The sequence below is a fragment of the Nonomuraea angiospora genome (assembly GCF_014873145.1).
Classification (GTDB): Bacteria; Actinomycetota; Actinomycetes; order Streptosporangiales; family Streptosporangiaceae; genus Nonomuraea; species Nonomuraea angiospora.
This window is the reverse complement of sequence record NZ_JADBEK010000001.1, coordinates 9,857,000-9,875,350: the sequence shown is the minus strand read 5'-3', so window position 1 is coordinate 9,875,350 and position 18,351 is coordinate 9,857,000. Positions and strand designations below refer to the sequence as shown.

The window sequence follows — 18,351 nt, the reverse complement described above, 5'->3', positions numbered from 1 at the left end:
AGGGAGGATCCCGGGCGAGGTCGCCTCTCCAGCTACCCAGGCCGCAACCCGATAGCCGCCAGCACAGCAAAGCCCCACCAGGGCGCGAAAGGACGGACACCCCTTCCCTGGCGAGGCGCGACCATCGAAAAGCCCAGCCAGCGGCGTGTGTGATGAGTTTCCCTAGTACATCAAGCCCGCCCGGCCGAGCCGGGCGGGACGCGGGCCACCGTCCCGCGGAATTGATCTTGATGTGTGGGCGCCTAAGGCGAGCCACGTAGCCACCCAGCCCTAGACGCCCCTGTGAGCAGCCATCCCCCCTCCAGCGGATAGCCACCCCGCATCTATACCAGTCATCAATTGCTCGCTACGCGTAACCACGCCGGGGGCTCGGAGAGGTAGCCCGCCACCCGCCCCCCTCACCCACCCGCGTAACCGCCCCCATGAGTGGAGTGTCAGCACCTCATGCCAGAGCCCGTGACACATGAACCCGCCCGCGTCGTCTCGCCCCCGCCGCTCCTGCCCAAGCCCGGGGAGGGGTTCCCCTCCCCGGTCCCCTCCCTTGGGGGAGGGGCTGCCGCCCCTCCCCTTGCCCCCGCCCCGCTCGCGCGTCGCTTCGCTCGCGCGTGGCCCGCATTGCTTCGCTCGCGGGCAAACCCCACCCCCACGGCCGTTGCCGGGCCGTAGCAGGCACGCGCCGACACCCCGGTTGCCCGCCCGGATGGACTCGGCCACGGGACGCGCCGGCCGGACCGGCATCGGGACTGCGCGCGGCGCTGACGCGCCGTGCTCGCCCTCGCCGTCCGGCAGGCCCGCCCTCGCCGCGCCCATCGAACCGCACCGACACCCGCCGACGCCCCGACCCACCCGAAAGGCCGTCGCATGCCCGGCGCGACCCCACGACAGCCCGCGCCCGCCAGCCACGCCCTGCGCGGTGTGCGCCAGCGTCCGGGACTTACCCCGTCTGTCCGCGATCAGACCCCGACGCGGCCCGCTTCCGGGGTCGCCCAGGTCCACGCAACTCCACCCCCGCATCACGCAGCCAGCGGCGAACCGTCACCTTGTCGCGCCCATAGGCCCTGCCCAGACTCATCAGTCCTTCGCCGCCCTCGTAACGCGCGATCAAGACCGCCATGTCGATCCGCTCTTTGCCGCCCCGGCCACCCGGACGATTGCCGATGCCCGCTTCCCTCAGCCAGCGCTTCGCCGTCGAGGACGACACCCCCAGCGACGCCGCCAGCCCCCGCACCGTGGTGGACGCATACCGCCTGCCCAGCTCTTCCACGCTGACCGGGCACCGCATCGGCTCCGGCCCCCGCTTCACCACCGGATGCAGTTCAATCCCCGCTGCCCTCAACCAGCGCTTCGCCGTTACGGGCGCAACCCCCAGCGACTCCGCGAGCCCTCGTATCGAGTTGGACGCATACCGCCTGCCCAGCTCTTCCACGCTGACCGGGCACTGTATCGGCTTGCGGCCCCGCTTCACCGCGCCCCCCTTCACCATGCCCGGTGCTGTCCCGCTCACCGCTCACCCACCATGACCGCGTGCACCACCTGTGCCGCTCCCACCGGAGCCTCCCTTCACCTTGCCTGGACAATGCGATGCCCCCGACCAGACGGCGGGGTTTGCGCGGTGGGGCCACGGAACCGCCTGGCAACGACCACCGCCCGCGCCCGGACAGAGGTTGTGAGCCTTTGGCGCGGATGTGCGGTGATCAGTTGCCTGCCTGGTCGGGGGCGGCACCCCGGCTAAGCGCGGCTGCGCATACTCAACCGGGGGCGCTCAAGGGTCAGCAATCGATGGCCGTCTCCTCCCGCACATCGACCACCCGCATCAACAGCTCTCGCGCCACGCAATGCGGCAACTCCGCATCATCGAAACGCACCACCCGGTTCACGGCCAACGGCACCACGGGCGGCAGGCCCGGCAGGAACACATCCCCCCGCACCCCGAACGGAACACACGCACCCACCGTGAACACCGCCGCATGACGGCGCAGATGCGAACACTGAGAGATCGCCTCAGGGATGCACGCCCGGCACGTCGGAGGCGCATTGGTGTAGCCGTCCCCGGCGTCACCCTGATCCGACGACAACAGCCACCAGATCCGCCCCGTCTCCGCCTCCACCGCCGACCCCGCGCACACCTGACACCACGACCGGGTCATGCAGCGCCACTGCCGACGCGTGTTCACCGTCGTAAAGTCCGGCCGCCCCGCCCGCCTGCCGTTCTGCCGCAGACGGAGCACACCCAGCTCGTAATCACCCGGCCGCGAATCGACGTAGCTCAACCGCACACTGCCGAGCGGCCGAGGCACCCAGATCAGGCGATGCTTCTCAGCCTCGCCCGTCCAGCCGATCACGTACGGATACCGGAACGCCGTCACCGCCGCGTTCTTGCCGCTCACGACGGCACCTCACCCGTGCCGAAGGGGTCCGTCCCGTACACCTGCCTATGCCGCATCCGGTAGCGGTCCACCAGCCGCCGCACCGCCGTCTCCATCGCCGAGCACGGGCACGAGGTATACGTCCAGCGCGCACTCGTATCGTTCAGACACCAGCGAAAACGCCAGCCCTGCGACCCCCACTCGCACCAGACCGCGAGCCGGACCGACCAGATCCCCACCAGCGCGACCCCCTGACACTCGGAGACCTGCGATGCGATCCCGTACCGCTCCAACTCCTCAGCCAGCTTGCGCGCCAGGCTCTCCGCAGGGCTGACCACCCCCGCCCCCGCGTTCACGCCTTCCTCCCGACCCCGCCCAGGAAATCCACCCTCGCGGCGTCCTCTGCCGCAAGCTGCGAATCCACCTCTGGCCGCCACACCGGGACACGAACCAGCCCCGGCTCCACCAACTCCACGCCCGCCGCCGTGAACAACCGGCCGACCTGCGTGTCCGTCCGCAGCACCACCGGCGCAGACGCACCCTGGTAGGCAGCAGCAGCCGCCACCGTCTTCGGCGTCTTGATCACGTGCGAGATGACCAGATAGCTTCCCGGCGCTGTGAACCGCATCAGCCGTTTCACGATCCGGTACGGATCCTCTTGCGCGGTGACGAAGTGCAGACACGCCACCAGCAGCACGCATACCGGCCTACCGAAGTCCAGCAGATCGGCCGCCTGCTCAAGGACCCGTCCCGGCTTGCGAAGGTCCTCTTCCACCATCACGGTGTGTCCGTCCGTGGCCAGCAGCGCCCGCCCGTGCTGAACCACGACCGGGTCATAGTCCACGTACACCGTCCGAGCGTCACCATGGACGCTCTGGGCCACCTCGTGCACATTGCCCATCGACGGGAAACCCGTCCCGACATCCAGGAACTGACGCACCCCCGACCCGGCGACGAACCGCACCGCCCGACCCAGGAACGCCCGGTTCCCCCGCGCACACCGCGCCGCATCGGGATTCAGCCGCAGCGCCTCCGCAGCCGCCGCCCGGTCGGCCTCGTAATTGTCCTTGCCGCCGAGGAAGCGGTCGTACATACGCGCCACATTCGGCACATTCGGATTAATCACCGGCCACGCCCCCCGCCGATGCCCGAGCAGATCGGCGTCCAACGCCGCTGGGCCGTCCTTGCTGCCGTCTCGCGCTTCCGCACTGGCCGTATGCTGTGCCATGGGTCAGGACCTCGATTCCTGATCAAGGGAGCCGTACGGCGTGTCAGCGCCTGCGGCTCCCGTCCTATTGACTGCCGTTCTTGCCGTTCCCTTGCCTGCCTGCGGTCAAGGATGTGGGATAGATATCGCCACACCGAGGGGTTGCCTCATGCAGGCAACCGGGCAACGGATAGAGGCAACCGTGCGATTTGGCGAAGCGCTTCGTAAGAGTCGCGAGCGTCAGAAGGTATCGCTCAATACGCTTCACGAGCTGACGTTCTTTTCCAAGAGCTACCTCAGCCGCGTTGAGCGGGGCGAACGCAACCCCGAGCGGGTACTGGCCGAGCTTGTCGATGAGGCTCTTGGCGCGAATGGACGGCTCATCAGGGCGTGGGATAGCGACTACGCATCCAACCGGACTATCGTGGGTTCTTCGGGAGGTGAGGCAACGAAACGCCGTGAATTCATCACCAGTGCGGCGCTCTTGGCCGGAGGCGCGTTCGACGACCTCGCGGGGCAGCCTGAACCCAGTACGGCCGCCGTCGCACGACTTCGGGATGCTCTTATCCCGACTACGCCGACTTCTCAGGCAGCTAGCCCCGCAGCGTCGCTTTCCCGCTCACTCATTCGTGCTCAGCGCGACTTCGCCGCTGCTCGCTACCTCCCGCTGGCAGACGAACTCGCCGCGCTCCTCCCCGTTGCCTCAGCCGTCTCAACCCCTGCCGACATGGCCACCGCCGCGCGCATCTACCACCTCACCACGCGCACCCTGATCAAGCTCAGTGCTTCGCCCTACGCATGGATCTCCGCCCACAAAGGCGTCGAAGTCGCGCAAGCAAGCTCCGATCTCCAAGCCATAGGGGAATGTCGGCGCGACCTGATCAGCCTGTTCCATCGCGCCGCCGAGTACCGCAAGGCTCGCGACGTCGCTATCTCAGCCGCAGAATCCCTCCGGCCCCAACTCGCCGACGCAACACCTCACGCGTGGGGGGCCTATGGTGCTCTGCTCTCTACTGGCGCTATTGCCGCCGCTCGCCTTGAGGACCGACACTCAGCGCTCGACATGCTCACCGAAGCCGACGAGGCCGCCCATCACGCCCCCAATCTCACTCTGGGCTATGGACACGTCCCCATCTACAAGATGGGCGTCTCCATCGTGCTAGGGGACGCAGGCACAGCCATCGAACACGCCAAGGCGGTCATCCCCAACCAAATCCCGACGCTAGAACGACGAGGCAGCTACTACACCGGCATCGCCGAGGCATACGCCCTCTGGGGCAAGACCGACCGCGCCATACGAGCCTTGCTCATCGCCGAGAAGATAGCGCCCTCCGAAGTACGACGCTCCGGTACCCGCCAAGTCATCACCGAGCTACTTCGCCGGGATCCCCACAGCAAGCTCTCCGGCTTGCGAGGACTCGCCCGCCGCGTCGGCGTCACCCTCTAAGCCCACAAGCGCAACCAGAAAGCCTTTTGGGAACCCCCTCGGGCTTGGCCGCCGCACTGCGTGCCTCTGGCCCGCTGGACTCGCCGTAGCCCTGTGCAGAACATAAAGGACCCGCCTCCGGCGGGGGCTCCGACTTCGGGATGGCCATGATCGTTTAGCGCAGGCAGCAGGTGGTTGCTGTAGGGCCGCCTTCCCGCCGGCCATCGCCCAGGCAAAGCCAAGCATGTCATGGCCCGGGGGGAAAGATCGTTCTTCCGGTAGGGAGCTCCATCTTTCCCCCCGGGCCATGACATGCTTCCGAGCGGTGGGCGACGGCAGACGGGAAGGCTAGGAGGCGAACCCTTGTCGCCGGGATAACCCCTGCGCACGCCCCCAAAAGCTTGGCCCGTGTGTGGCCCGCGAACAGTCAGCGACAGTGAGCATCCGTGAGACTCTATGGGACCCCCTGATTTCATCTCTCCCGCCTTTCCGCAGGTCAGATAGCCGTCAACCCCCTGATCAGGGCCGCAACAGTCTCTTTCCAGCGTCCACAGACGACCTATGTTCTTCTGGGGATGGTGGGGGTGGGCCCGGGCTCGGTTGTGGATAGCGCGTTTCCCAGATGGAGGGGACGGCGCTCAGGTCAGAGATGGGGGTCGGGGTCTGGGCCAGCGGTCTGCGGTCTGCGGTCTGCGGTCTGCGGTTGGGGGTCTGCGGTTGGGGGTCTGCGGTTGGGGGTCGCGTTCGCGGGTGAGGGTTTGTCGGGCCGACGGCTGTGGTCTGTGGCGTTCCGGCCGGTTGGTCGCATGTGGCTGTGGGCGGGGCGTCGTGGCTCGACGTGGCGCTCCGTGGCGGCAGTTGTGGGCACGCTTTTGTGCATGGTGTGCTCTGCGGTGCCTGTGCGTTATCGCGGCTTGTGGGAGTGCTGTGCGAGCTGTGAATCCTGCGGGTGCGCTCCCAGGGGGGCGAGATGGGTGGCGGGTTGGGGGCTGTACGCCACACTGAGCCAGCCGGGCGCCACGGTGTTGGGCGGGGTCTGGGGCACGGTGGGAGCTTATGAGAGTGGGTACACGGCCTTAGCTGCCCCGCACGGCGCACAGTGACGGCTGGCCGGGTGCAGTCCACGGTGGCGGTCGGAAGGCGCGGTGCTCAGACACGGCAGGCAGGTGCGGTGCACAGGCACGGCCGGTCGTTGCGGTGCACAGGCACGGCCGGTCGTTGCGGTGCACAGGCACGGCTCGCTCTGCCGGTGCACGGTGGCGGCTCGCCGTTGCCGGTGCACAGTGGCGGCTCGCCGTTGCCGGTGCACAGTGGCGGCTCGCCGTTGCCGGTGCACAGTGGCGGCTCGCCGTTGCCGGTGCACAGTGGCGGCTCGCCGTTGCCGGTGCACAGTGGCGGCTCGCCGTGGGAAGCACGCGTGTGGCCCCGCCACAGGGACGCCTGTCGCGTGTGGTGGTGAGGTTGTGGGGCGCGGTGCCGGCTGAGCCTGTCCAGGGCAGGGGCGTGCCGCCGGCGGCCGGGCAAGCTGAGAGAGCGTACGGAGCCCCGCCCAGTTACCCCGAGAACCCCTCCTTGGGCATCTCCAGGTCCGCCTTGGCCAGCTCTTCCACGTTCACATCCTTGAACGTGACCACTCGAACGTTCTTCACGAACCGCGCCGGCCGGTACATGTCCCACACCCAGGCGTCCTGCATCTTCACGTCGAAGAAGACGTCGCCGTTCTCCGCGGTACGGACGTCGAGGTCGACCGAGTTGGTCAGATAGAACCGACGCTCAGTCTCGACCACGTATGTGAACAAACCGACGACATCCCGGTATTCGCGGTAAAGCTGCAGCTCCATCTCGGTTTCGTACTTTTCGAGATCTTCTGCGCTCATCGCGGTCCTCCTGTCGTACCGGTCCCCCGGTTCGCCTGGTCAGGCAACCCCGGCCCCCATTTCATTTTCACCCATCCCCCTCGCCACCGTGACGAAGGAGTATCGGTGATCAGGACACGGCCCGTGCGTTTCCAGCGCCAGCCGGTGTCCTGGTGTGACATACCCCTTGTGCTCGGCGAAACCGTACTGCGGGTAGCGTTCGTCGAGCGTGACCATGAGGCGGTCTCGCGTCACCTTGGCCACGATCGACGCCGCCGCCACGCATGCGGCCACCTGATCCCCCTTCCACACGGCCAGCGACGGCGCCGGGAGGCCCGGCACCGGGAAGCCGTCCGTCAAGATGTACTCCGGGTCACAAGGCAACTGTGCGACAGCCCGCCGCATTCCTGAAACGTTGCATTTGTGAAGACCTTTAGCGTCGATCTCCCCCGGCGGGATGATCACCATGCCGATGTGGGCGACGCGGACGATCTGGTCGTAGAGCCGTTCGCGCACCGCCGGGGAGAGCAGCTTCGAGTCGCCGAGGCCCTCGATCTGCCTGCGCAGGATCACGGCCGCGACGACGAGGGGCCCCGCGCAGGCGCCGCGGCCGGCCTCGTCGACGCCCGCGATGGGGGTGAGGCCGCGGCGGGCGAGCGCCCGCTCATAGGCGTAGAGTCCGGAATCGCGCCGGACGACGCTTGGCCGAGGGCGGAACGCAACTGTCATGACAGAGGCAGCGTACGCCCCATACGCCGCGAACCGCGACCGAAAGCGACCGCTATTTGACCTTGTCGAAAGTGTCAGGACGGGAGAAGAGATAACCCCGCGACAGCGGCCAGTAGCGCACCACGGCCTTGCCGATCACGTCGTTCTCCGAGATGAACCCGCCTCCGGCCTCGTCCATGTGGGCCCGCGAGTCGGCCGAGGCGCTGCGGTGGTCGCCCATCAGCCAGAGCTTTCCGGGCGGCACGGTGACGCTGAACTTATCGCCGGAAGCGTAATCGCCGGGGTAGAGGTAGGAAGTCTCCTCCAGCGGCGTGCCGTTGACCGTGATGCGCTTCTTGGAGTCGCAGCACACCACCTTGTCGCCGCCGATGCCGATGACCCGCTTGATGGTGTCCTCGCCGGTGTTCCAGCCCTTGAAGACCACGATGTCGCCGCGCTCGGGCTTGCCCGCCAGCTTGTTGACGAAGACCCGGTCGTTGACCAGCAGAGTGTTCTCCATCGAGACGGACGGGATGTAGAACGAGCCGACCACGAACGCCTGCAGCAGCAGCGCGATGCCAACGCCCAGGACCAGCAGCAGCACCGTCTCGCGGAAACCGCCCTTCTTCTTCTCTTTCCCCACGCCCTCCGCCTTCTTGGTGACGGCCATCAGCGCTTCCTCCCCCTCAAGCGGCGACGAACCAGGACCAAGGGTACGGCGAGCCCGAACCCGGCGACCAGCGGTACGGAGCCGCCGAGCGCCTGAAGTGCCGGTTGCGAGAACGTGTCCGGAATGTCGATCGAGGTCGCCCGGTTGAACGGCCAGACGATCACGAAGGCCCGCCCGATGACCTGGCTCACGGGAATGGAACCCCCGCCCGCGTCACCGGTGTGGGATCGGGAGTCGAGCGAGACCGACCGGTGGTCGCCCATCACCCACAGCCGCCCCTCCGGCACCGTGATGTTGAAGAACTTGTCGGAGGGCACGTTGCCCGGATAGAGGTAGCTCTCCTCGTCGATGGGCGTGCCGTTGACCGTGATGCGATTCTTGGAGTCGCAGCACTTGACGTGGTCGCCGCCGACCCCGATGACCCGCTTGATGTAGTCCTTCTCGCCGGGCACGATGCCGAACGCCGTGCCGACCCAGCGGAAGAAGGCCGCGACCGGGTTGGACGGCTCCTCCATCTGGAACTCACCGTCCCAGGAGTCGACTCCCGAGAAGACCACCACGTCGCCGCGCTCGATGTCACGCGTGTGGTAGACGAGCTTGTTGACCAGAACCCTGTCGTTTTTCAACAGGGTGTTCTCCATCGACTCCGACGGAATGTAGAAGGCCTGGACCACAAACGTCTTGATGATCAGGGCCAGCACCAAGGCCACGACGACAAGAACGGGCAGCTCTTTCCAGAACGACCCCTTCTTCTCCTTTTTCTCGCCTTTTGCTGGCTTCTGAGTCTCTTCGGCGACCACGTCCACCTCGTCCTCGACAGGGCGGCGCGCCGCGCCGTGCTCCTGGCTCTCGCTAGTCATCGCTGACGAGCCTAGATGATGCTTCGGCTCGACAAGCCTCGACCGACGTTACACCCATGCACGAGTCGCTCCACATAAAGGAAACGGCCCTGTAAAGCCGAATGGCCCGCGCAAGGCGCGGGCCATCGAAAAGACCGGGCTACTTGGCGGCCGTCGTCTCGCGCTTCTCGCGGATACGGGCGGCCTTGCCGCGCAGGTCGCGCATGTAGTAGAGCTTGGCCCGGCGCACGTCGCCGCGGGTCACGAGCACGATCTTCTCGATGACCGGGCTGTGCACGGGGAAGGTGCGCTCGACGCCGACGCCGTAGCTGACCTTGCGGACCGTGAAGGTCTCGCGGGCGCCGCTGCCCTGCCTGCGCAGCACGAAGCCCTTGAAGACCTGGATACGGGAACGGTTTCCTTCGACGACTCGTACGTGAACCTCGAGCGTGTCACCGGGACGGAAGTCCGGCACGTCGCTGCGCAGCGTCGCCTTCTCGAGCTCCTGGATCTTCGTGTGCATGAGAGCTGTCCTCAAGTCCTCGTGAGCACGCGGAGGTCCACCCGGCCGTGGCTCGCGGCGGACACGCCTGCTGATGTGATGAACCCGGGACCGTCTCCCGGGCATGGCGGACCAACCAAATGACGGTTGGCAGCGATTCAGTTTGCCATATCTTCGCGCTCGACGCGAAACGACAGCTCCTCGAGGAGCTTCCTGTCGTGCTTGTCGAGCGTGTCGGGGTCGAGCGCCGCCGCCAGCTCCGGCCGGTTCCGTACGGTACGGCGCAGCGCCTGGTCACGCCGCCATCTGGCGATTTTCCCGTGATGCCCGGACAGCAGCACCTCAGGCACTTCATGCCCCCGCCAGACGGGCGGCTTGGTGTAGACGGGACCTTCGACCAGATTCTGCATGGATCCGGGCGCGAACGAGTCGTCCACGGCCGATTGGGCATTGCCCAGCACTCCGGGCAGCAGCCGCCCGATGGCCTCCACCATGACCAGTACCGCCACCTCGCCCCCGGCCAGCACATAGTCGCCGATGCCGACCTCGTCGACCCGCAGCCGGGAGCCGTACTCCTCCATGACCCGCGAGTCGATGCCCTCGTACCGCCCGCACGCGAACAGCAGCCACGGCTCCCCCGCCAGCTCCTGCGCCAGCTCCTGGGTGAACGGCCGCCCGCTCGGCGTCGGAACGATCAGTCGCGGCGCGCCGTCCCCGGCCACCGCGTCGATGGCCTCGCCCCACACCTCGGGCTTCATGACCATGCCCGGCCCCCCGCCGTAGGGGGTGTCGTCCACGGTCTTGTGCACGTCGTGGGTCCAGTCACGGAGCTGGTGCACGTGTACGTCGAGCGTGCCCCGCTCGCGCGCCTTGCCGATCAGCGAGACGTCGAGCGGCGCGAAGTATTCGGGGAAGATCGAGATGATGTCGAGCCGCATCACAGCAGGCCCTCTGGCGGGTCGACGACCAGCCGACCGCCCTCCAGGTCGATCTCGGGCACCAGCGCCTTGACGAACGGGATGAGCGCCTCGTCCGCCCCGGCCCTGCGTACCACCAGGAGGTCCTGGCCGTGGTGGAGGACGTCGGTGATCTCGCCCACGGGCTCCCCCGCGGCGGTCTCCACCGTCAGGCCGATGAGCTGATGATCGTGGAACTCGTCGGGGTCGTCGATCGGCGCCACGTCGGCCGAGTCGATGACCAGCATGGTGCCCCGCAGCTCCTCCGCCACGTCGCGGTCGGCGACGCCCTCGAAGGTCAGCAGCAGGAAGCCCTTGTGCCAGCGGCGGCCCGCGACGACGAGCGGCCCCCTGCCGGCGGGATCCGTGGCGATGGACGTGCCCACGGCGAAACGCAGCTCGGGATCGTCGGTGCGTACCTCCACGGACACTTCACCGCGCACCCCGTGCGGACGGCCGATCCGGCCGACGACCAGCTGCAACATGAACTCCTAACGCAAGCGCCCCCATCGGCCGGCAAAGCCGATGAGGGCGCGGAAACCTGACGCTAACGGACTGCTTCGTGCAGGTCGAGCAGATCGACCCGTACGTACTTCCCGTCGGCCAGGGCGTTCACAACGGTACGCAACGCCTTGGCGGTGCGCCCGCCGCGTCCGATGACCTTGCCCAGGTCCTCGGGGTGCACCCGGACCTCCAGGACGCGCCCGCTGCGAATGCGGCGTGCGCGGACCCGGACATCGTCTGGATGTTCGACGATGCCCTTCACGAGGTGCTCGAGAGCCTCCTCGAGCACGTCAGGCCTCGCCCTCGGCCTGGGTCTCGGCGGGGGCCTCGGCCTCTTCCTTCTTCTTGGCCTTCCTCGGCGTGGTGGCGGCCGTGCCGGTGTCGCCACCGGACAGCGCCTCCTTGGCCGCGGCCTCGTAGAGGGCGTGACGGTCGGGCGCGGGCTCGGCGACCAGCAGCGGCGCAGGGGCGGGCTCGCCCTTGAACTTCTGCCAGTCGCCGGTGAGCTTGAGCAGCTTGAGGACGGGCTCGGTCGGCTGCGCGCCGACCCCCAGCCAGTAGGCCGCACGCTCGGCGTTGACCTCGATGCGCGAAGGGTTGTCCTTCGGGTGGTACAGGCCGATCTCCTCGATCGCCCGGCCGTCACGCTTGGTGCGGCTGTCGGCGACGACGATGCGGTATTGAGCGTTGCGGATCATGCCGAGCCGCTTGAGCTTGATCTTGACTGCCACGGGTGTGGTCTCTCCTGCATTCGAGCGTGGGTGAACGGCATCTCGCCGAGTGGGGCACGACGGGACGACGCTCCAGGGACAGGCGCGTCCGGCGGGAGGTGAGAGGGCACCCGCCTGGTCACGATGTTCCAACATGCCATTGTGCCAGATCGATGGCACTGCCATCGACGTTCCGTCACGGCGCGCCGCCTCCGTCCGCGCCCGAACGGCGCCCCGGAGGCTCGGCACTGCTTGCGACCTGGCCGCATGTACGGCGAGCGACCCGCTCATGCTATCCCGCCGGCGCCTGATCTCCGGCCGCGCGAATGGGGAACGACCGGTTCCGGGCGGGCAGCCGTGCCGTACGAGGGGCGCGGGCGCTCATGATGACGGGCAAGGAAAGCCAGGGCCGTCGGGACACGCGCCGCCGGAGAGCCAGGGCGCGGACCGCGGAGCCGGAGCACCGACGCGGAAGCCCGACGCACGCCACCCCTGGAAACCGGGAGCGGCGCCGCCGGAAAGCCGGAGGTCAGGCCCCCGGGAGGTGGATCCCGGCGGTGGTCACTTCTGGCCCGGCAGGCGGAACTTCGAGGGGTCGAAGCCCGGCGGCAGCTCCACCCCCGGAGGCAGCTTCCCCCCGAGGTTGCCCAGCAGGCCGCCGCCCTTGGGCTCGGCCGCCTCCGGAGCCTCGGCCGAGGAGGCGTTGCCGAGGGCCGCCTTGCGCGGGTCGCCGCTGACCCGCCGCCCCTTCTTGGCCTTCTTCTGCGCCTTGGCCGCCTTGCCGCGCCCGCCCGGCATGCCGGGAATGCCCATGCCGCCCGCCATCCGCTTCATCATCTTCTGCGCCTCGAAGAAGCGGGTGACGAGGTTGCTGACGGCGGTGACCGAGACGCCGGAGCCGGCCGCGATGCGGGCCCGGCGCGAGCCGTTGATGATCTTGGGGTCCTGGCGCTCCCCGGGCGTCATCGAGCGGATGATGGCGGCGATGCGGTCGAGGTCGCGGTCGTCGATGGAGTTGAGCTGGTCGCGCATCTGCCCCATGCCGGGCATCATGCCCAGCAGGTTTTTGATGGGCCCCATCTTCTGGACCATCATCATCTGCTCGAGGAAGTCCTCGAGCGTGAAGTTTTCGCCCGACGTGAGCTTGCCCGCCATCTTGGCGGCCTGCTCCTCGTCGAACGTCTTCTGGGCCTGCTCGATCAGGGTGAGGATGTCACCCATGTCGAGGATGCGGGAGGCCATCCGGTCGGGGTGGAAGGCGTCGAAGTCTTCGAGCTTCTCGCCCGTGGAGGCGAACATGATCGGCCGGCCCGTGATGTGCCGCACCGACAGGGCGGCGCCACCGCGGGCGTCGCCGTCGAGCTTGGTCAGCACGACCCCGTCGAAGCCGACGCCCTCCATGAACGCCTGCGCCGTCGTGACGGCGTCCTGGCCGATCATGGCGTCGACCACGAACAGGACCTCGTCGGGCGAGACCGCGTCGCGGATGTCGGCGGCCTGCTTCATCATCTCCTGGTCGATGCCCAGGCGGCCGGCGGTGTCGATGATGACGATGTCGTGCAGCAGGCGCTTGGCCTCGTCGATCGACGTGCGGGCGACCTCGATCGGGTCGCCGGCGCCGTTGCCCGGCTCGGGGGCGTAGACCGCGACCCCGGCGCGCTCGCCCACGACCTGGAGCTGCTGGACGGCGTTGGGGCGCTGCAGGTCGGCGGCGACCAGCAGGGGCGTGTGGCCCTGCTCGCGCAGCCACCTGGCCAGCTTGCCGGCCAGGGTGGTCTTACCGGCGCCCTGCAGACCCGCCAGCATGATGACGGTCGGCGGCGTCTTGGCGAGGCGGAGCCTGCGCGTCTCGCCGCCGAGAATCCCGATCAGCTCGTCATTGACGATCTTGACGACCTGCTGAGCCGGGTTGAGCGCCTGGGAGACCTCGGCCCCGCGGGCGCGCTCCTTGACCTGGGCGACGAACGCCTTGACCACCGGGAGCGCGACATCGGCCTCCAGCAGGGCGATGCGGATCTCGCGGGTGGTGGCGTCGATGTCGGCATCGGACAGCCGGCCTTTGGACCGGAGGGAGGAGAAGACCGATGTCAACCGGTCGGATAGCGTCTCGAACACGTGGTTGGCCAGTCCTCGAAGCGAATGAACGTCTAAGACTCCAGCCTATCCGCTCCGCTAGCCGCTCCAGCCTGGCACGGCCATGCGGACCGAGAGCGCGTGCTCGACCAGGTTGATGAGCGCGGTCTTGACCGAGTCCTTGGACCTGGCGTCGAGGCGCACCATCGGGATGTGCGGCGCCAGGGTCAGGGCGTCACGCACTTCGGAGTCGCTGTGGGCGTACTGACCGTCCCAGCCGTTCACCCCCACGATGAACGGCAGCTGCGCCTCCTCGAAGTAGTCGATCGCGGGGAAGCTGTCCGCCAGGCGGCGCGTGTCCACGAGCACCACCGCGCCGATGGCGCCGCGCACCAGGTCGTCCCACATGAACCAGAACCGGTGCTGTCCGGGCGTGCCGAACAGGTACAGGATCAGGTCGCGATCGAGCGAGACGCGGCCGAAGTCCATGGCGACGGTGGTGGTCGACTTCAGCGGCGTCATGCCCAGATCGTCGATGCCCTTGGAGGCGTCGGTCATGACGGCCTCCGTGGTCAACGGCATGATCTCCGACACCGCGCCGACGAAGGTCGTCTTGCCCACCCCGAACCCACCGGCGACCACGATCTTCGTCGAGGTCAAACCGGGGCTAGAGCCTGCGAAGTCCACTGAGCACCCTTTCCAGCAGGTTGACGTCCGGCCTACCCGCTTCCAGCTGCGGCTGATGCACCCGAACCAGGCCCTCTGCCGCCATATCCGCGATCAGAACACGCACCACACCGAGCGGGATCCGCAGCAGCGCCGACACCTCAGCCACCGACCTGACCTGCAGGCACAGCTGGCTGATCGCCTTGTATTCGGGAGTGATGTGCGAGAACTCCCGGTGCTCGGCGGTCGCCGAGGACACCAGGGCCTCCATGGCCAGCTTGACCTTGGGCGCGGTACGCCCGCCGGTCACGGCATAGGGCCGCACCGGCGAGGCGGGGTCGTTGCTGGGCGGCGGCGGAGGGGGAGGCTGCCAGCTCCCACTGTTCTGGGAATCCCACGCACCGCTGTTATGGGAGTCCCAGCCGCCGCTGTTCCATCTCGGGTCTGTCACCTACATCACCTGGTCTGGCTGGCGCGCAGCTCGGCACGCACAGCCGGGGTCAGCACCTGACCGGCGCGATCAACCATCAGCGTCATCTGGTACGCCACCAGACCCATGTCACAGTCCGGAGCCGCCAGCACCGCCAGACACGAGCCGTCACTGATCGACATGATCAGCATCAGCCCGCGCTGCATCTCCACGATCGTCTGGTTGACCGGCCCGCCCTCGAACACCCTGGCCGCGCCCTGCGTCAGGCTCACCAGGCCCGACGCGATGGCGGCCAGCTGGTCGGCCCGGTCAGCCGGGAATCCCGCGGAGGCCGCGAGCGGCAGCCCGTCGGATGAGACGACCACCGCGTGCGCGACGCCAGGAACGGTGCTGACGAAATCGGTGATTAACCAGTCCACCCCACGTGCCGACTGGCTCAGGTCATTCATGCGCGCTCATCCCTGCTTTCAACACTTCTCGGACCGGAGGGGTACGTCCTGCCCTCGCTGATGTCGTCACGTGCCGCCCTGAACCCCTGCTGGAAGCTCGACAGGCGGCTGCGCACCCGCTCCGGCGAGACCGCCGGCATGGGGGCGACGCCCTTGGGCGCCGAGACGGTGTCGGCCGAGCCGGGCACCAGGTTGGCCTTGGGCACCCGCTTGGGCAGCCCTGCGGCGGTCGCACCGTCACGTACCGGCTCGACGACCGCCTCCGCGGCGCTCCAGCCCGCGTCGGCCTTGGCGGAACCCCAGGTGGCGGCGCCCTCGTTGCCGTGCTCGAACCAGGCCGACTCGACCGAGGCGAAGATCGGCAGGTATTCGTCGCCCGAAGAGGCGGGCTTCACGGCCGGGATGGGACCGGTCGCCGCCGCCTCCGTTTCGGGGAAGTCGTACCTCGGCTGACCCATGTCCATCTGGTCGCCGCCGAAGGGCCGTTTCGGCAGGGAGTTGCCGTTGTCCTGGCCCCATTCGCCCGGCCGGCTGTTGGAGTTGCGCGCCGGCACCCAGACGTCAGAGGTGTCGTAGCCGCCGCTGCTGGCGCGCGGGTCGGACGGCCAGCCCACGTCCATGCTCGGCTGGGCCGAGAAGGACGGCTGTGAGGGGAACGACGGGTGCCCCGGCCCGGGCTGGTAGCCCCCCGGACCCCACTGGGGGGCGGGCGGCGGCGGCACGGGCGGCATGGGGGGTTGCTGCTGCATGGGAGGCATGGGCGTACGGGCGCCGAAGCCCTCGTCGAACGAGTCCAGCGTCCCCATGCTGTTGCCGCTGGGGGTGGCGTAGGCAGGAGACTGCGAGCCGAGCAGCGCTTCCGGCATCAGGACCATGGCGGTCAGACCACCGGTGCCGTGGGGGCGCAGCTGCACCCGGATGCCGTGGCGGTGGGCCAGCCGCGCGACCACGAACAGGCCCATGCGGCGCGACACGGACACGTCCACGGTGGGGGCGTCCATGAGGCGGTCGTTGGCGATGGTGAGCTCGTCCGGAGTCATGCCGATGCCGGAGTCGCTGATCGACAGCATGACGCCGCCGCCGTCGATCCGGCTGCCGGAGACGGTCACCCTGGTCTCGCGCGGGGAGAACGACAGGGCGTTCTCGATCAGCTCGGCCAGCAGGTGGATGACGTCGTTGACGGCCTGGCCGGCCACGGCGACGCCGTCGGGCACCTGGAGGACGACCCGCTCGTAGTTCTCGACCTCGGACAGGGAGGCGCGGGCGACGTCGACCAGCTTGACGGGCTTGCTCCAGCGGCGGGGCGGTTCCTGGCCCGCGAGGACCAGGAGGTTCTCGCTGTTACGCCGCATGCGGGTGGCGAGGTGGTCCAGCTTGAACAGGTTGCCGAGCCGCTGCTCGTCCTGCTCGCCCTGCTCCAGACCGTCGATCAGGGTGATCTGCCGTTCCACCAGCGTCTGGCTGCGGCGCGACAGGTTCACGAACATCGCGTTGACGTTGCTGCGCAGGCGGGCTTCCTCGCCCGCCAGCCGGACCGCCTCGCGGTGGATCTCGTCGAAGGCCCGCGCGACTTCACCGATCTCGTCCTGAGAGGCGACGCCGATGGGCTGGACGTCGACGTTCTCGACAGAGTCGGCCTCACGGAGCTGGCGGACGGTGTCGGGCAGGCGGCGACCGGCGATGAACAGCGCCTCCCTGCGCAGCCTGCGCAGGGGGCCGCTCAGCGAGCGCGCCATGAAGACGGTGACCAGCAGCACGAGGATGAGCAGGATCAGGATGCCGACCGCCACGATGATGGCGCTCTGCTGCTCGGCCCCTTCCAGGGTGCGGCTGCGGAGCACGATCGAGTCGGCCACGCGCGTCTCGACCTTGCGCATGCCGTCGACGGTCTCGCTGATGGCGGCGAACCAGTCCTTGCCGTCACGGGTGAGCCCGAGCTTCGGGTCCGACACGTTCCGTGGTTGCCCGAGGCTCTGCAGGAACAGGGCTCGGGCGGCCAGGATCTCCGCGCGGTCGTTGGCCTTGCCGCTGACGGTGTCGTCGTACGCCTGGCGCAGCTCAAGGGGCACCTGTGCCCGGAAGGTGGCCAGCTCGCTGTTCTTCTGGGCGCGGGCGGCGATGAAGGCGTCGAGCTCGACCCGGCCGAATTCCCTGGTGGCCAGGGCCGCCACGAGCAGCGCGCGCTGCGTGGAGACGTACTGCTTGGCCCGGGCGAGGGCGGCGAAGCCGGAGACGCTCGCCGAGAGCTCCTTGTCGACCGCACCTTGGTCGATGGTGTCGTTCAGGGAGAGGAGGTCGGTGATGAACCGGTCGTAGAGCTCGATGACGGAGTTCACGTCGAGCTGGGAGTCCATCGCGTTCTTACGCGCGGTGTCGAGCTCGTTGAGACGGTTCTTGATGCGCAGGGCCTCGGGCGCCTGAGGGCTGTCGGAGGTCGCCAGCGCGTCGACGCTGCCCTTGACCTCGGCGACGAGCTTGTTGACCGGCTCGTACTGATCGGTCACTTCCGTCCGGCCGGCCTTGCGTCCGAGGGCGACGAAGCGCGCGGTGTAGTCGCGCTCCACCTCGACCTCGTGCGCGAGGGCGGTCAGCCGGCTGGCCAGCACGGCGACCTCGTTGACCTGTGCGTAGTCGCCGGCGCTCGCGATCGAGGTCGTGACACGCAGACCACCGAGCACGAGGGCGGCGAGGGTCGGGATGACGACCAGGACGAGCAGCTTGGAGCGCACACGCCAGTTACGCAGGGAGAAACGCGATCCCGTCCCAGCCTTGACGGCCTGACCCGCAACGCCCGGCGCGGCCGGCTGCGGTCCGCCGGACGCGTGTCGGGGGGCTTCCTCTATTAAGCCCGGATCCCCGCCCACAGAGGGGACAACACTCTTCACTTGCCTCCGCAACCTCTCCTCTGACGGTCTGGTGCACGAAGATCACGTTATGCAGGTGTTTGCGGTGTGACGCCGACGCACCCTTGGGGCGAGAGCTTATTGGA

General features: G+C 68.3%; 19 protein-coding genes. 1 reads left to right on the top strand and 18 read right to left on the bottom strand.

The genetic code is table 11. The features are described from left to right. Window positions 1-934: 934 nt before the first annotated feature. The 4 genes from H4W80_RS45615 to H4W80_RS45600 form a co-directional block, all read right to left on the bottom strand. Window positions 935-1,465, bottom strand: a complete 531-nt coding sequence (locus tag H4W80_RS45615) for a hypothetical protein (RefSeq protein WP_225964016.1) — start codon at window positions 1,463-1,465, stop codon at window positions 935-937. Between the two features lie 304 nt (window positions 1,466-1,769). Continuing rightward, the gene (locus tag H4W80_RS45610) at window positions 1,770-2,387 is read right to left on the bottom strand and encodes a hypothetical protein (protein WP_192790753.1); all 618 of its coding nucleotides are present in this window, start codon (window positions 2,385-2,387) and stop codon (window positions 1,770-1,772) included. Further along, a complete protein-coding gene (locus tag H4W80_RS45605) occupies window positions 2,384-2,722 on the bottom strand; it encodes a hypothetical protein (RefSeq protein WP_192790752.1) in 339 nt (112 codons plus the stop codon). The genes H4W80_RS45610 and H4W80_RS45605 overlap by 4 nt, the downstream gene beginning before the upstream one ends. Then, window positions 2,719-3,594 carry an SAM-dependent methyltransferase gene (locus tag H4W80_RS45600; protein ID WP_192790751.1) on the bottom strand — a complete coding sequence of 292 codons (876 nt, stop codon included), beginning with the start codon at window positions 3,592-3,594 and terminating at the stop codon, window positions 2,719-2,721. The genes H4W80_RS45605 and H4W80_RS45600 overlap by 4 nt, the downstream gene beginning before the upstream one ends. 148 nt (window positions 3,595-3,742) lie before the next feature. Between H4W80_RS45600 and H4W80_RS45595 the strand changes: the two genes are divergently transcribed. After that, window positions 3,743-5,020, top strand: a complete 1,278-nt coding sequence (locus H4W80_RS45595) for a helix-turn-helix domain-containing protein (RefSeq protein WP_192790750.1) — start codon at window positions 3,743-3,745, stop codon at window positions 5,018-5,020. Window positions 5,021-6,552: 1,532 nt separating this feature from the next. Here H4W80_RS45595 and H4W80_RS45590 read toward each other — a convergent pair. From H4W80_RS45590 to H4W80_RS45525, 14 genes are all read right to left on the bottom strand, one after another. Then, on the bottom strand, window positions 6,553-6,876 hold the full coding sequence (locus H4W80_RS45590; RefSeq protein ID WP_026215037.1) for a DUF2469 domain-containing protein: 324 nt from the start codon (window positions 6,874-6,876) through the stop codon (window positions 6,553-6,555). Window positions 6,877-6,915: 39 nt separating this feature from the next. Beyond that, window positions 6,916-7,584, bottom strand: coding sequence for a ribonuclease HII (locus H4W80_RS45585; protein WP_192790749.1), 669 nt, complete (start codon window positions 7,582-7,584; stop codon window positions 6,916-6,918). Window positions 7,585-7,636: 52 nt separating this feature from the next. Beyond that, window positions 7,637-8,233 (bottom strand): signal peptidase I, encoded by a 597-nt coding sequence (gene lepB / locus H4W80_RS45580; RefSeq protein WP_192790748.1) that lies wholly within the window; start codon window positions 8,231-8,233, stop codon window positions 7,637-7,639. Further along, entirely contained in the window at window positions 8,233-9,093 is an 861-nt protein-coding gene (gene lepB, locus H4W80_RS45575) for a signal peptidase I (protein ID WP_192790747.1), read from the bottom strand. Before lepB (H4W80_RS45575) ends, lepB (H4W80_RS45580) begins: the two co-directional genes overlap by 1 nt. Before the next feature lie 139 nt (window positions 9,094-9,232). Continuing rightward, the gene (rplS, locus tag H4W80_RS45570) at window positions 9,233-9,595 is read right to left on the bottom strand and encodes a 50S ribosomal protein L19 (RefSeq protein WP_043634900.1); all 363 of its coding nucleotides are present in this window, start codon (window positions 9,593-9,595) and stop codon (window positions 9,233-9,235) included. Between the two features lie 137 nt (window positions 9,596-9,732). Further along, entirely contained in the window at window positions 9,733-10,512 is a 780-nt protein-coding gene (gene trmD / locus H4W80_RS45565; protein WP_192790746.1) for a tRNA (guanosine(37)-N1)-methyltransferase TrmD, read from the bottom strand. Beyond that, on the bottom strand, window positions 10,512-11,012 hold the full coding sequence (gene rimM / locus H4W80_RS45560; protein ID WP_192794111.1) for a ribosome maturation factor RimM: 501 nt from the start codon (window positions 11,010-11,012) through the stop codon (window positions 10,512-10,514). Before rimM ends, trmD begins: the two co-directional genes overlap by 1 nt. Before the next feature lie 65 nt (window positions 11,013-11,077). Continuing rightward, window positions 11,078-11,323, bottom strand: a complete 246-nt coding sequence (locus H4W80_RS45555) for an RNA-binding protein (protein WP_043634919.1) — start codon at window positions 11,321-11,323, stop codon at window positions 11,078-11,080. Between the two features lies 1 nt (window position 11,324). Beyond that, complete coding sequence (rpsP, locus tag H4W80_RS45550; RefSeq protein ID WP_192790745.1) at window positions 11,325-11,765, bottom strand: 30S ribosomal protein S16; 441 nt, start codon at window positions 11,763-11,765, stop codon at window positions 11,325-11,327. Window positions 11,766-12,305: 540 nt separating this feature from the next. Next, a complete protein-coding gene (gene ffh, locus H4W80_RS45545) occupies window positions 12,306-13,859 on the bottom strand; it encodes a signal recognition particle protein (protein ID WP_192790744.1) in 1,554 nt (517 codons plus the stop codon). Between the two features lie 57 nt (window positions 13,860-13,916). Further along, window positions 13,917-14,477 carry a GTP-binding protein gene (locus H4W80_RS45540; protein WP_192790743.1) on the bottom strand — a complete coding sequence of 187 codons (561 nt, stop codon included), beginning with the start codon at window positions 14,475-14,477 and terminating at the stop codon, window positions 13,917-13,919. A 7-nt stretch (window positions 14,478-14,484) separates the two neighbouring features. Then, window positions 14,485-14,808: a DUF742 domain-containing protein gene (locus tag H4W80_RS45535; protein ID WP_168022241.1), complete on the bottom strand. Its 324-nt coding sequence runs from the start codon at window positions 14,806-14,808 to the stop codon at window positions 14,485-14,487. A 131-nt stretch (window positions 14,809-14,939) separates the two neighbouring features. Next, complete coding sequence (locus H4W80_RS45530) at window positions 14,940-15,362, bottom strand: roadblock/LC7 domain-containing protein (protein ID WP_185071550.1); 423 nt, start codon at window positions 15,360-15,362, stop codon at window positions 14,940-14,942. Continuing rightward, entirely contained in the window at window positions 15,359-18,091 is a 2,733-nt protein-coding gene (locus tag H4W80_RS45525) for a sensor histidine kinase (RefSeq protein WP_192790742.1), read from the bottom strand. Before H4W80_RS45525 ends, H4W80_RS45530 begins: the two co-directional genes overlap by 4 nt. Between the last annotated feature and the right edge of the window lie 260 nt (window positions 18,092-18,351).